This is a genomic window from Planococcus sp. CP5-4_YE (genome assembly GCF_019042655.1).
In the GTDB taxonomy this organism is placed as follows: Bacteria; Bacillota; Bacilli; order Bacillales_A; family Planococcaceae; genus Planococcus.
The window spans coordinates 196,956-210,489 of record NZ_JAHPZO010000001.1 but is presented as its reverse complement, the minus strand read 5'-3'; the positions used below and the strand labels follow the sequence as shown (position 1 = coordinate 210,489).

Genomic DNA, 13,534 nt, shown 5'->3' with positions numbered 1-13,534 from the left:
CACCTCATTTTCTGTTTTTGTATAATGTATACATGCCTGTTTGCAACGGATTCGATACATGAGGTTCTATGAGCGAAATTGCTTCGTAAAGTTTCTCGAGGTCGACCCCGGTATCGACGCCCATACGATGGAACATATGGACTAAGTCTTCGGTCGCGACATTGCCAGTAGCCCCTGGCGCAAATGGGCAGCCGCCGAGCCCGCCAGCGGAAGAATCGAACCGGTCGACTCCAGCAACAAGTGCTGCATAGGCATTGGCGAGCGCCATGCGTCTCGTGTCATGGAAATGCGCAGCGATCAAAACATCTGGAAATTGTTCTTTCAAACGGCTGAACAACTCATGGCTTTCTTGCGGGTTCGCCAGGCCGATCGTATCGGCGACGCTCAATTCATCGACTCCCCAATCGACAAATTGCTGGCATAAATCGATCGTTCGTTGTGGATCTACTGCTCCTTCAAATGGGCAGTAAAACGCTGTTGAAATGCAGGCGCGGACGAAGGTGCCGCCCTGTTTTGCCTTTTCGATCAATGGTTTTAATGTTTCCATGGACTCAGCTGTCGTCTTATTAATATTTTTTTCATTGAATGAATTGGAAACCCCGACAAAGACGGCGATTGCATCGGCACCGGCTTCCAAGGCCGACGCGATGCCGCGCTCATTTGGCGTCAGCACCAACTGGCGGCCGGTCTTTTTTGCGCCGGCAACGATATCCCGTGCATCGGCCATTTGCGGCACCCATTTCGGTGACACGAATGAGGTTAGCTCCATTTCCTGTAATCCTGCTTCCTGCAAGGCCTTGATAAAATCCAGTTTGTCCTCGGTATTGACAGTCCTAGCTTCATTTTGCAGGCCATCACGCGGCCCAACCTCGATAATCGTAGCTGTTTTTGGTAAACTAAACATACTATCCCCCCTTAGCTTTATTGTAGCGATAGGGGGGATAAAAGAGCAAGAAGCAGACAAGGGGGAAAATAGAAATGTCACAAGAAATCGTAATTGCAAGCGCTGTCAGAACGGCAGTTGGATCGTTCCAGGGGGCGCTGAAAGATGTGCCGGCAACAGATCTTGGAGCCATCGTTATCAAAGAAGCCTTATCGCGCGCAGGGGTGGCGGGCGATCAAGTATCGGAAGTCATCATGGGCAATGTCTTACAATCAGGGCTCGGGCAAAACCCGGCGCGCCAGGCTTCCATCAAAGCAGGTCTTCCTGAGACGGTGCCGTCGATGACCATCAATAAAGTATGCGGATCTGGTTTGAAATCGATCCACTTGGCTTATCAGGCAATTTTTGCGGGTGATGCTGATATCATCGTAGCAGGCGGCATGGAAAATATGAGCCGTGCCCCGTATCTTTTAGAAGGTGCAAGAGACGGCTACCGCATGGGGGACCAGAAAGTGGTCGATAGCATGGTTCACGACGGCTTGACGTGTGCTTTTAATAATTACCATATGGGTGTAACAGCTGAGAACCTTTGTGACCGGTATGAAATTTCACGAGAAGATCAGGACCGCTTTGCAGCACGTTCGCAGGCCCGGGCTTCAGCGGCCATCGAAGGCGGACGTTTCGATGAGGAGATCGTAGCGGTAGAAATCCCGCAGCGTAAAGGAGAGCCGGTCGTCTTTAAGACAGACGAATACGTAAAGGCTTCTTCAACTGAAGAAAAACTTGCGAAATTGCGTCCAGCGTTCAAGAAAGATGGCTCAGTCACAGCCGGCAACGCATCAGGTATCAATGACGGTGCGGCAGCAGTCGTCGTCATGACTAAAGAAAAAGCCGACGAGCTTGGCATCACACCGCTTGCAGTCATTTCTGCAAACGGCAATGCGGGAGTCGACCCAGCAGTCATGGGCATCGGTCCAGTACAAGCGGTGAAAAATGCTTTGAAAAAAGCGGGAATGACACTGGGAGACATTGATTTGATTGAAGCGAACGAAGCGTTTGCGGCACAATCGATCGCGGTCGACCGTGAATTGCAATTTGATCACGAAAAACTCAATGTCAATGGAGGAGCCATTGCGATCGGCCATCCGATCGGCGCGAGCGGTACCCGTATTTTCGTGACACTTCTCCACGAGATGAAAAAGCGCGACGCCAAGACGGGCCTTGCGACACTTTGCATCGGCGGCGGACAAGGCGTTGCAACGATTGTAAAACGTCCATAAGGAGAGAATAAGATGGCGAAAGAAAAACACAATGATAACGGTCTTTTTTCGGAAGACCAGCTGTTGAAGCTGAAAGCCGCGAAAAAAGAGTTAGTGAAAGACCAGCAGAAGCTCGAGGAAGAAAAAGAAGCGCAGCGCCAGTTTGAACGCAAAGAGCGCGAAAAGAACCTATCGTTTGAAGAATTGCTTGAACGCCACGGAGATTCAGGAACTAAATATTAACCGAGAACCCCCTGTCACAGTTGGTGACAAGGGGTTCTTCGTTCAACTTAACCATTCGAACAGAAAACTGATTAAATACAACGGGGCGCCTACAATAATCACCCCAGCGGCAAAATAAGAAAATCCCCATAAAACCCAACTCAAAACATCGTAAATCGCACCTGCCAAATCATCGATAAGTTTCATGGACAGCCCACCCCATTTCTAAGAGAATAACCATCTTTTGACATGCAGCATTTTTTCTATCTTATCAAATAATCAGTTCCCAGGCTTCATAATTTTGAATTAGTTAATGATTTCCAAAATATTTTTATATTCCAATTACCGACAATTGATATAATGAAAGGAGTGCACTTAACTATCTAGATTGTCAACGAAACTTTGGAAATTAAATAAGGGAAAAACTCGATTGCAGGAGGATAAGAAGATGAGGGATGAAGAGATTCCGCCAAGCCCAAGTGTGGAGGAAGACCAAGAACAAAGAGAACCCAGGCTGATTCAGCCGTATACGAAACCATGGATCCATTTCGGTTATTTTGTGTTTGTATTAACGATATTATCTGTCGCTTTTTCGTTGATCAAAGTGATGGCGGATTAATTTGTAAAAAAAGAATGGCTATTCTTTTCCTTTTTTTGAAACATCTTACTGGCTCAATCGTATAGAATAAGGTAGGAGAAAATCAGCTTATTGAAAAGGATGGGATAAGATGGAGTCAATCGGAATTATTTCAATTTTAATTGTGGTTCTCATTTTGGCGGCAATAGCCGGCGCCGGCTATTTCTTTTGGATGAAAATCCGCTACCGTACCGCCAAATCGAACGAAGCCTTGATCATTACAGGGCCGAAACTTGGGGATCCGAAAAAAGACACGAACATCTTTACGGACGATGAAGGGCGCTCCATGAAGATCATCCGCGGCGGCGGTTATTTGCTGCGGCGCTTCCAAACTTCAACGCCAGTCAATCTAACGTCATTTCAGTTGAAGTTATCGACGCCGCGCGTTTACACGAATGCGGGTGTCCCAATCGTAGCGGATGCTGTCGCGATGGTCAAAGTTGCAGATACCTTGAACGGCATTGCTAATTACGCCGAGCAATTCCTTGGGAAAAAGCAAGAGGAAATTGAAGTTGAGATCATCGAAGTCCTTGGCAGTAATTTGCGTGCCATCTTGTCGAAGATGACTGTTGAAGACATCAATAGCGACCGGGAAAAATTCAATACGGATGTCCAGGAAATCGCACAAAAACAACTTGATTTAATGGGCTTTAAAATTACATCACTCGGGTTGACCGATCTTCGTGATGCTGATGAAGACAACGGCTATCTTGAGAACCTGGGTCGCCCGCGCATCGCTGAAGTCCGCAAGCAAGCGGAAATTGCGGAAGCGAACACGGAACGGGAAACACGCATTCACCGTGCCCAGACCGACCAGGAAGCGAAAGAAGAAGAGTACAAGCGCCAAATTTCCATTGCTGAATCCCGTAAATCAAAAGACTTGAAAGATGCGGCATTCAAGGAAGAAACTGAACGTGCCCGCGCCAAGTCCGAGCAGTCGTATGAACTGGAGAAAGCGAAACTCGCGATGGAAATCCAAGAAGAAGAATTGAATATGCAATTCATGGAGCGTGAACGTGCGGTCCGTCTCGAAGAAGAAGAAAGCAAAGTCCGCAAAACAAAAGCGGATGCCAGCTATTACGAAACGACGCGTACGGCAGAAGCGGAAGCGAGACGTTCTGTCATTGACGGGGAAGCGAAAGCGAAGATCAAGCGCGATGAAGGGGCTGCCGAAGCGGAAGTCATCCGTGAACGCGGTAAAGCGGAAGCGGAGTCCCGTAAATTGCTTGCTGAAGCTATGGAAGAACATGGCGATGTTATCATTGCGGAGAAGCTGATCGATATGCTGCCGGTATTCGCTGAAAAAGTGGCACAGCCGCTGAACAATATCGATTCCGTAAAAATCATCGATTCCGGAAACGGCCAAGGCGTTCCGTCATTCGGCAGAAGCGTGACGCGCACAATGGTGGACATGCAAGAGCCGTTGAAAGAAATGACGGGCATTGACATTGCTGACATGCTGAAGACATACACATCCAGAAATACTCAGGCTATACAACCGGTTAGCCAACCGGTCGACCAACCAGTGAATGATCAGCCTGTAGATGAAGCTGCAAAAGAAGATCCAGAACAAATTTAAAGCGAAGCAAACACAAAAAGACGGAGAACAGATTATGTTCTCCGTCTTTTTTTATATGCAGAGGTTTTAGACTGTCATGATGTCCTTAAACATCTGCTTTAAGCTCTTGGCTACGTCGTTAAGGTGAAAGTCTCTCCGCGCCTCCGCTTGCTGCTGTTCGATGAATGTTTCGGAAGTGCGTTTTCTGGAAAAAGGCGTCAAAGTATGAAGCTCTTTTGGCTGGGTTTCGGCAAGCAAGCGCAATGAGGCGAAAACCGGCTCAGAAAGTTCAAAACGCTGATAGCCATTTGGCATATGGATAATTTTCTCCGGGGCGTCTGCAAGCAGCCAGCGGTCTTCCGCTTCCCAAGCAAGCTTATGATTTTTAAACTCCTGTCCAAGGGATCTTGTCACAGATTCAACAACGAGGTATGAATGCATCGAAATGGCATCTCCGTCTGCTGACTGATAAGACTTTTTGGATTGGGTCAAATAAAAATTCATCATTTTGCACGCCCCCGATTTCTTGAAAGTAAGGTTCGAAAATTTCAGTCGTAAATAGTATATTCACTTCTAAGTATTCTTTCAAACCTCCAAAAGTCCTTTTCGATAAATAAAAACCTCTGGGTATAAAATCAGTGTTTCTTAAAAAGTACGGCTCAAAAACAATCACACCCGCTATACAGAAGGAGCCAACCGAAAACAGCCAAACTATACTTTTTGTCTGTATAAGCCTTTCTTATGAAAAAAGGTACAAACGTCCTTAATGGATATGAAATGATTTTTTAACAAACGATGCAAGGGTAAAAAAGCGTCCCGCAGCAGGCGGGACGCCGTTCATTTTAAAGCAAGAGGTTAATCGCGATGTTGTTCATATCGATCCAGCCGAGTCGCTTTTTTTGCCTCTTCAATCTGCTGCCGGCTGACAGGTTGTTGATAAGCCTGCAGCGTTTCCCGCAATTGTTTGGGGCTGCTCGCGCCGGTGACTGCCGCTGCTACAGTGCTGTCTGACAGCACTGAATGCAAGGCGAGTGCATGGATATTGTCATGGGTGGCGGAGAGCTTCTTCAAAGTAGCCTTTAACTGGCCCGTTCCATACTGCAAGTAGTCGCCCATCTTTTCGGCGCGTGTGAGTCCTTCAGCTGTCAGCAAGCCTTTTGCTAGGCTGCCGCGTGCCACGACAGAGCGGCCGGATTGACCAATTTCTGTGAGGAATTCTTCCGGGCGCCGATCGAGCAGGCTGTACTGCATCATGATGGAAGCAATCTCACTATTATTCAAATAGCGCCGGATGACATTCGGGCGGATGGATGAAATTCCGTAAGAGCGGATCAAGCCCTCTTTTTTCAATTCCTCAAACGCTTGAATCGTTTCTTCCGAGTTATCGGTAATCATTCCTCCGTGTAGCTGGTATAAATCCAGATAATCGGTTTGGAGACGGCGCAGCGAGTTATGGATTTGTTCTTTGATATAAGCTTTCGTCGGATTCCATTTTACTTCATCCGACTCCTCGGACCATTCATTGCCCACTTTGCTGGCAAGGATGATGTCTTTGCGCCGTTTGCCCAGTGCGCCCCCAACGATTTCCTCATTCTTTCCTTTGTCGTAAAAATCGGCTGTGTCAAAATAAGTGACCCCATTATCCATCGCTTCATCGATAATGGCTCCTGCTTGTTTCGGATCTTCCGGCAGTGACATGCAGCCGAGTGCGATTTCGCTGACCTCAAATCCGTTGGTTCCCAGTGTATTGTATTTCATCTTCTCACCTCATTGTAAATATTTGTTTCCTCTATGGTATACTTTGCGGTATTGAAACTACAAATGAAATGAGGGCCAGCATGAAGAAATTTGAAGAAAAAACAATTCATAGTGAACGTTTGTATGAAGGCAAGGTCATTAACTTAAAAGTTGACGATGTGACGCTGCCAAATGGCAAACAGTCGAAGCGAGAGGTGATTGAACACCCAGGAGCGGTAGCGGTCATAGCATTGACGAGTGAAAAGAAAATTATCATGGTCGAACAATACCGCAAAGCCCTTGAACGCTCACTCGTCGAAATTCCAGCCGGGAAATTGGAACCTGGCGAAGCTCCAGAGTACACAGCCATGCGTGAGCTGGAAGAAGAGACAGGCTACTCAGCAGACAAGCTCGAAAAAGTGATCAGTTTCTCGACATCTCCTGGATTTGCCGATGAAGTGGTGCATGTTTTCTTTGCAAGCGGCTTGCATCGTGCGGCAAACGGCGCAGTGACAGATGATGATGAATTCGTGGAATTGCTCGAAATGACGGTGGAAGAAGCGCAAGGCTTGATTGATAACGAGCGGATTTACGATGCGAAAACGGCTTACGCTGTGCAATGGGTTAAAAACTACTTATCAGATAAGAATTAATCCAATTACTAATTAAGAATGATTCTAAATAATAAACGGCATCGATTGTTGTAATCGAGAACGCCCTTTTGATATAATGAATACAGTTTGAGGGAGGGCGTCGCATGGAAACAAGGATAGATCGTATAAAAAAGCAATTACACGCTGCGAGTTATAAGCTGACGCCACAGCGTGAAGCAACGGTACGAATTTTACTGGATCATGAAGAAGACCATCTAAGTGCTGAGGATGTCTATCTTTTGGTCAAGGACATCGCACCAGAAATCGGCTTGGCTACGGTATACCGTACATTGGAACTTCTGACCGAATTGAAAATTGTCGACAAAATAAATTTTGGGGATGGCGTTTCCCGTTATGATTTGCGTCAGGAAGGCGCAGCACACTTCCATCATCACCTGGTCTGCTTAGAGTGCGGGGCTGTGGATGAAATACAAGAAGATTTGCTTGAAGATGTCGAAGCAGTCGTGGAAAAGCGCTGGAACTTCCAGATTAAAGACCACCGTCTGACTTTTCATGGCATTTGCTGGCGCTGCCATGATTCGGGTGCTGATAAGCCGGAAAAAGACGCTTAAAAGGCGGCCTGTCGAAGGCCGCCTTTTTTTCATCTTCAATAATTAAACAGCAGGAAAGGAGGAATCCCGATGAACGATGCGAAAGATGCACTGGATGATTATTTGCATTTTCTCCGCGTGGAGAGACAGTTGGCTGATAACACGCTGACTTCATACGAACGCGACTTGAAAGGCTACATACAATATATGAGTGAAGTTGAACAATTGGAACGGCTTGGCAAAATCGAGCGGATTCACATTTTGAACCACCTGCGACATTTGCAGGAAATGGCGAAGACTTCGCGCACAGTGGCAAGGCATATTTCTTCGATCCGTAGTTTCCATCAATTCTTGATCCGTGAAAAACGCAGCGATTCGGATCCGACTGTTCATTTGGAAATGCCTCAAATGGACAAGAAGCTGCCGAACATCCTATCTATAGAAGAAATCGATGCGTTATTAAATTCGCCAGACACGTCAAAAGCCAGCGGGCTGCGCGACCGCGCCATGTTGGAATTACTTTATGCGAGCGGCATGCGCGTCAGTGAATGCATCAATCTGGATATGGAAGATGTCCATTTGACGATGGGATTCGTGCGCTGCACTGGAAAAGGCGGCAAAGAGCGGATCATCCCGCTTGGCAGGGCTGCACTTGAGGCAAACCAGCACTACATCGAATCGGGACGTCTCGCTCTAAGAAATCCATCTGAGAAAACCGATGCCTTGTTCATCAACCAACGAGGGAAGCGATTGACACGGCAAGGCTTCTGGAAATTATTGAAGCAGCACGCCCAGAAAGCGGGTATCCAGAAAGAATTGACTCCGCATACCTTGCGCCATTCATTCGCCACCCATTTAATCGAAAATGGGGCAGACCTGCGCGCTGTACAGGAAATGCTGGGGCATGCCGATATTTCAACGACCCAAATTTATACTCACGTTAGCAAGACACGGTTGAAAGACGTCTACTCGCAATTTCATCCTCGAGCATGATAGAGGTCTGACTTCCGACGAGGGCTATTCCTGTGATAGAATAAAAAGGTAAATAAGGAGGAACTAATATGACAATGAAACCGTTTACTCGCGTACATTTAATCGTACTGGATTCTGTCGGTATCGGCGAAGCGCCGGATGCTGAAGCTTTCGGAGACAAAGGAGCGGATACGCTTGGACATATCGCCCAGTCTGTCGGCGGACTGTCCATGCCAAATATGGAAAAGCTGGGCCTTGCCAATATCGTTCCAGTAAAAGGGCTTGATGCTCAAGAAACACCTGCTGCCCACTTTGGCCGCCTTGAAGAGGCATCCGTCGGGAAAGATACAATGACGGGACACTGGGAAATCATGGGGCTCAATATCGATACACCATTTAAAGTGTATCCAGATGGCTTCCCTAAAGAACTGATCGACAAGCTTGAACAGGCGACAGGCAGAAAAGTCATCGGCAATAAACCGGCAAGTGGCACTGAAATCCTGGATGAACTCGGGCAAGAACATATGGAAACTGGGGCATTGATTGTCTATACGTCTGCTGATCCGGTTCTGCAAATTGCAGCACATGAAGAAGTGATCCCGCTGGATGAACTGTACCGGATTTGCGAAACGGCTCGCGAACTGACTTTGGACCCAGAATATCTAGTCGGCCGCGTGATTGCGCGTCCATTTATAGGTGAACCTGGTGCCTTTAAACGCACCTCTAACCGACACGATTATGCCCTGGCTCCATTTGACCGTACCGTCATGAACGAACTTCAGGATGCGGGCAAAGACGTTATTGCTATCGGCAAGATCAACGACATCTACAATGGCGCTGGTGTGACAGAGGCTGTCAGAACCACTGATAATGCGGACGGAATGGATAAGCTCGTGCAAGTGGTCGGCAAAGATTTCAATGGCTTGAGCTTTTTGAACCTCGTTGATTTTGATGCGCTATACGGCCACCGCAGAGACCCAAAAGGGTATGCACAAGCCTTAGAAGAATTCGATGTGCGCCTTCCGGAAGTTTTGGAAGGCATGCAGGAAGATGATTTGCTGCTCATCACAGCAGACCACGGAAACGATCCGACATTCCCTGGCACGGACCATACACGTGAATATGTGCCGATTCTTGCTTTTTCGCCACGCTTCAATGGCGGAGGGGCACTTGGCACTGGATCAACATTTGCAGATATCGGCGCGACGATTGCCGAGAACTTCGCTTGTGAATTGCCGAAATTCGGCACAAGTTTTCTCTCTAAACTAAAATGAAAAGGTGGTAAAGACCGATGAGAATGGTGGACTTAATCGAAAAGAAACGCGACGGCCATGAGCTGTCCACAGAAGAAATCCGTTTTATTATTTCAGGCTATACAAATGGTGAAATCGCCGATTATCAATTGAGCTCATTTTTGATGGCGGTATTTTTCCAAGATATGAGTGAGCGTGAACGCGCCGACTTGACGATGGCGATGGCAGAATCAGGCGATCAAATTGATTTGTCAGCTATCGAAGGCATTAAAGTAGATAAGCACTCCACAGGAGGCGTCGGCGATACGACAACGCTCGTGCTCGGGCCGCTCGTTGCAGCTTGTGGCGTGCCGGTTGCGAAAATGAGTGGACGAGGGCTTGGCCATACCGGCGGGACTATCGACAAACTCGAAGCAATTGACGGATTCCACGTAGAGCTGTCTACACAAGATTTTTTACGTCAAGTAAATGAACACAAACTGGCTGTCATCGGCCAAAGCGGCAATTTAACGCCTGCTGATAAAAAAATGTACGCCTTGCGTGATGTAACGGCGACTGTTAACAGCATCCCGCTTATCGCAAGCTCGATCATGAGCAAAAAAATCGCAGCTGGGGCCGATGCGATCGTCCTAGACGTAAAAACAGGCGAAGGCGCATTCATGAAAACAGAAGAAGATGCCAAACGACTGGCGCATGCCATGGTTGGCATCGGCAACGCGACAGGACGTAAGACAATGGCGATCATCTCTGATATGAGCCAGCCGCTTGGATTTGCGATTGGCAATGCGTTGGAAGTGAAAGAAGCGATTGAAACGCTACAAGGCAAAGGCCCAGCAGACCTTACGGAACTTTGTCTCGTGCTCGGCAGCCAAATGGTCGTCGTCGGCGGCAAGGCAGACACTTTGGAAGAGGCGCGTGCCATGCTAGAAGGCGTCATCAAAGACGGCTCTGCACTTGAAGCGTTCCGCCAATTGATCAAAGACCAAGGCGGCAATCCGGCTGTCGTGGACGATCTTAGTTTGTTGCCGCAAGCAAAATTCGTCACGGAACTGCCAGCAAAACAAGACGGCTATGTTTCCTATATGGAGGCAGACGAAATCGGAACAGCGGCGATGGTACTCGGCGCCGGACGCGCGACGAAAGATTCGGTCATCGATTTATCGGTCGGCTTAGTGCTCAACAAGAAAGTCGGCGATTTTGTCAAACAAGGCGAGTCACTGGCTACCATTTATTCCAACACACAAGACCTCGCGGAATGCCAGGAAATGTTATACAATAGTATCGAGTATTCGAACGAGCCGGTTGAAGCGATTCAACTTGTCTCAGCTTTGATCACCGATTAAACGAATCTTGCTGGGTCTAGGCTCAGCAAGATTTTTACTATACATAGCCCATTCAGGAGGAGTCGACATGCATCTATACGGGACACAATCAATCAATCAACAAGGCCATTTGACAATTGGGGGAGTAGATGCGGTTGACCTCGCCGCACAATACAGCACACCGCTTTTTGTTTACGACATCCAACTTTTCCGCGAACGTGCACAAGCGTTCCAACAAACATTCGAAAACGAACAGGTCGGCTACCAAGTCGCTTACGCCAGTAAAGCATTCTCGGGCATCGCCATTTACCAAGTCGCTGCACAAGAAGGGCTGTCGCTCGATGTTGTGTCCGGCGGTGAACTCTACACGGCGATCCAAAGTGGATTCCCCAAAGAGAAAATCCATTTTCATGGCAACAACAAGAGCCAAGCGGAGATTGATATGGCTTTTGATGAAGAAATCGGCTGCATCGTCGTCGATAATTCCCACGAAATCGAGCTGCTGAAAAAAACAGCGGAACGGCGCCAACAGAAGATGAACATCTTGCTGCGTGTCACGCCGGGCATTGAAGCCCATACGCATGATTACATCACGACCGGCCAGGAAGACTCGAAATTCGGGTTTGATTTGAACAATGGCCAGGCAGACCGCGCTTTCGAAGAAACCTATGGGCACGGACATCTCGAGTTGATCGGCCTCCATTGCCATATCGGGTCGCAAATTTTCGAAACAGCAGCATTCCAGATGGCTTCTGAAAAATTGCTATTGAAAATGGCGACATGGAAACAAGACCATTCCTACACATGCAGCGTATTGAATCTAGGCGGCGGCTTCGGCATCCGCTATACGGAAGAAGATGCTCCGCTTGAGCCTGCCGTGTATGTGAAAGACATGATCCGCACAGTCAAAGCCGCATCCGAAGAGGCTGGGTTCCCGGTGCCAGAAATTTGGATTGAGCCAGGCCGTTCATTGATCGGCGACGCGGGCACGACGCTCTATACGATTGGTTCGACAAAAGACGTGCCCGACACACGCCGCTATGCAGCGGTCGACGGCGGCATGTCCGACAATATCCGCCCTGCACTGTACGGTGCAAAATACAGTTCCTTGCTCGCCAACCGCGCGCAAGAACAGGCAGGGCAAGTTTACACGATCGCAGGAAAATGCTGTGAATCCGGTGATAAGCTCATCGAAGAAGCCCAATTGCCGGAAGTTTCAGCCGGCGATATTCTGGCTGTCTTCTGTACTGGTGCATATGGCTATTCCATGGCGAGCAATTATAACCGGATCACCCGACCGGCAGTCGTTTTTGCAGAAGGCGGCAAGCATCAGCTCGTCATTCGGCGGGAAAGTTTTGAAGACTTGGTGAAGAATGAAGTGGGTTATATGCAAGAGGAGGCTAAGCGATGAGAAAACAGAACATCATGCTGTTCCTGTTCGTCCTGTTAATGGCAGTCGCTTGGGGCATTGCCTACTGGCTTTTCTTTGCGGACAATGTCACAGGTGGCTAATCCTGCGTAAACTTGAGTTATTGGGGAGTTTATAGTAGTATAGGTAAAGCTGCTTTTAAGATGAAAATGAGGGATCAATTATGTTATACAGATACAAAAAATCATTTGAAAAGATCGCCATGGGCTTATTGTCGTTCATGCCCAAAGAACGCGAACTGAAAAAGCTGCAGCAGACCATGCACATCTATGAAGAAAACCCGGAATGGCAATTGTTCCTATGGAAAAAAGAGGACGATTTTGTCGGGTTGTTAGGTGTGGAAGTCGCAGATGATCATTACACCATCCATCACGTGTCGGTGAACCCATCCCATCGGGGCGACGGGATCGGCCATCAGATGATTGACAAGATTCAAGACATGATGCAGCACCGGGAAATGCGCGCTACAGATGAAACCGAAGCTTTCCTGAATAAATGCCCAGTAAAAAAAGGCGGCCTTTAATTCTTAAAGGTTCCGCCTTTTTTTCTGTTGCCGGAGCGCAATGATTTCCGACCGGTCACGCAACCGGTGCTTGTGCATCAAATAATGCTCATCGTGCTCAGGGGCTAAGTATTGGTGCTTCCTTTCTTCGATTGCTTGAACGAGCTCGCCAGGCACAAGGGGCAGGTCGCGGTGTTCGAACGGTGCGCGGTCTGTGACTCCTTGTATCGATTCGGTAAGGAGCCGTGTCAATTGCTGCTGGTCGAAGCCTTCGGTCCAAATGCCTGCTTCAGCGAGTTTCGGTTTGGCCCTTATAAGCGAGCGGAGTGCTCCGGGATAATTGCTGCGGCGCCAATGGTACATACCGACCGCCAATTGGATCCATCCGGTCAGTGGATGCGCTTTATCTTTCGGGGCGATTTGTTTCCAATACTCTTCCCCAACTTCGTGGCATTCAAAATAATCTTTTTCATCATTGAAATGGATGATGTACTGAAGGAATAAGGGATGGTTAAGCGGATGCATTTCAATCTCCTTTCTTCTATAATCAAGTATA

16 protein-coding genes are annotated in these 13,534 nt (G+C 47.9%); 11 read left to right on the top strand and 5 right to left on the bottom strand.

Annotated features, from left to right (window positions below; translation table 11 throughout):
* Positions 1 to 4: 4 nt before the first annotated feature.
* The gene (locus KTG14_RS01095; RefSeq protein WP_216968592.1) at positions 5 to 904 is read right to left on the bottom strand and encodes a hydroxymethylglutaryl-CoA lyase; all 900 of its coding nucleotides are present in this window, start codon (positions 902 to 904) and stop codon (positions 5 to 7) included.
* A 74-nt stretch (positions 905 to 978) separates the two neighbouring features.
* Here KTG14_RS01095 and KTG14_RS01090 point away from each other — a divergent pair, with 74 nt between their 5' ends.
* Together KTG14_RS01090 and KTG14_RS01085 are read left to right on the top strand one after the other, a co-directional pair.
* On the top strand, positions 979 to 2,163 hold the full coding sequence (locus KTG14_RS01090) for an acetyl-CoA C-acetyltransferase (protein ID WP_216968591.1): 1,185 nt from the start codon (positions 979 to 981) through the stop codon (positions 2,161 to 2,163).
* Positions 2,164 to 2,175: 12 nt separating this feature from the next.
* Positions 2,176 to 2,385 (top strand): YqkE family protein, encoded by a 210-nt coding sequence (locus KTG14_RS01085; RefSeq protein ID WP_216968589.1) that lies wholly within the window; start codon positions 2,176 to 2,178, stop codon positions 2,383 to 2,385.
* 42 nt (positions 2,386 to 2,427) lie between these two features.
* Here KTG14_RS01085 and KTG14_RS01080 read toward each other — a convergent pair whose 3' ends face one another.
* Positions 2,428 to 2,571 carry a hypothetical protein gene (locus KTG14_RS01080; protein ID WP_216968587.1) on the bottom strand — a complete coding sequence of 48 codons (144 nt, stop codon included), beginning with the start codon at positions 2,569 to 2,571 and terminating at the stop codon, positions 2,428 to 2,430.
* Between the two features lie 241 nt (positions 2,572 to 2,812).
* Between KTG14_RS01080 and KTG14_RS01075 the strand changes: the two genes are divergently transcribed.
* Both KTG14_RS01075 and KTG14_RS01070 read left to right on the top strand, forming a co-directional pair.
* Positions 2,813 to 2,983, top strand: coding sequence for a hypothetical protein (locus KTG14_RS01075; protein ID WP_216968585.1), 171 nt, complete (start codon positions 2,813 to 2,815; stop codon positions 2,981 to 2,983).
* A gap of 109 nt (positions 2,984 to 3,092) precedes the next feature.
* The gene (locus tag KTG14_RS01070) at positions 3,093 to 4,580 is read left to right on the top strand and encodes a flotillin family protein (protein ID WP_216968583.1); all 1,488 of its coding nucleotides are present in this window, start codon (positions 3,093 to 3,095) and stop codon (positions 4,578 to 4,580) included.
* Positions 4,581 to 4,646: 66 nt separating this feature from the next.
* Here KTG14_RS01070 and KTG14_RS01065 read toward each other — a convergent pair whose 3' ends face one another.
* Positions 4,647 to 5,066, bottom strand: a complete 420-nt coding sequence (locus tag KTG14_RS01065; RefSeq protein WP_216968581.1) for a hypothetical protein — start codon at positions 5,064 to 5,066, stop codon at positions 4,647 to 4,649.
* Positions 5,067 to 5,414: 348 nt separating this feature from the next.
* Positions 5,415 to 6,317: an aldo/keto reductase gene (locus KTG14_RS01060; protein ID WP_216968579.1), complete on the bottom strand. Its 903-nt coding sequence runs from the start codon at positions 6,315 to 6,317 to the stop codon at positions 5,415 to 5,417.
* A gap of 80 nt (positions 6,318 to 6,397) precedes the next feature.
* Between KTG14_RS01060 and KTG14_RS01055 the strand changes: the two genes are divergently transcribed.
* The 7 genes from KTG14_RS01055 (at position 6,398) to KTG14_RS01025 (ending at position 12,999) form a co-directional block, all read left to right on the top strand.
* Positions 6,398 to 6,949: an NUDIX hydrolase gene (locus KTG14_RS01055; protein ID WP_216968577.1), complete on the top strand. Its 552-nt coding sequence runs from the start codon at positions 6,398 to 6,400 to the stop codon at positions 6,947 to 6,949.
* A 104-nt stretch (positions 6,950 to 7,053) separates the two neighbouring features.
* Positions 7,054 to 7,521 (top strand): ferric iron uptake transcriptional regulator, encoded by a 468-nt coding sequence (fur, locus tag KTG14_RS01050; protein WP_101805095.1) that lies wholly within the window; start codon positions 7,054 to 7,056, stop codon positions 7,519 to 7,521.
* A gap of 69 nt (positions 7,522 to 7,590) precedes the next feature.
* Entirely contained in the window at positions 7,591 to 8,493 is a 903-nt protein-coding gene (xerD, locus tag KTG14_RS01045; protein WP_216968575.1) for a site-specific tyrosine recombinase XerD, read from the top strand.
* Positions 8,494 to 8,561: 68 nt separating this feature from the next.
* The gene (gene deoB / locus KTG14_RS01040) at positions 8,562 to 9,746 is read left to right on the top strand and encodes a phosphopentomutase (protein ID WP_216968573.1); all 1,185 of its coding nucleotides are present in this window, start codon (positions 8,562 to 8,564) and stop codon (positions 9,744 to 9,746) included.
* A 17-nt stretch (positions 9,747 to 9,763) separates the two neighbouring features.
* Positions 9,764 to 11,068, top strand: a complete 1,305-nt coding sequence (locus KTG14_RS01035; protein WP_216968571.1) for a pyrimidine-nucleoside phosphorylase — start codon at positions 9,764 to 9,766, stop codon at positions 11,066 to 11,068.
* Between the two features lie 67 nt (positions 11,069 to 11,135).
* The gene (lysA, locus tag KTG14_RS01030) at positions 11,136 to 12,458 is read left to right on the top strand and encodes a diaminopimelate decarboxylase (RefSeq protein ID WP_216968550.1); all 1,323 of its coding nucleotides are present in this window, start codon (positions 11,136 to 11,138) and stop codon (positions 12,456 to 12,458) included.
* 181 nt (positions 12,459 to 12,639) lie between these two features.
* On the top strand, positions 12,640 to 12,999 hold the full coding sequence (locus tag KTG14_RS01025; RefSeq protein ID WP_058380529.1) for a GNAT family N-acetyltransferase: 360 nt from the start codon (positions 12,640 to 12,642) through the stop codon (positions 12,997 to 12,999).
* A 3-nt stretch (positions 13,000 to 13,002) separates the two neighbouring features.
* Here the strand turns inward: KTG14_RS01025 and KTG14_RS01020 are convergent, their stop codons facing one another.
* On the bottom strand, positions 13,003 to 13,503 hold the full coding sequence (locus KTG14_RS01020; protein WP_216968548.1) for a DUF309 domain-containing protein: 501 nt from the start codon (positions 13,501 to 13,503) through the stop codon (positions 13,003 to 13,005).
* Positions 13,504 to 13,534: the final 31 nt, after the last annotated feature.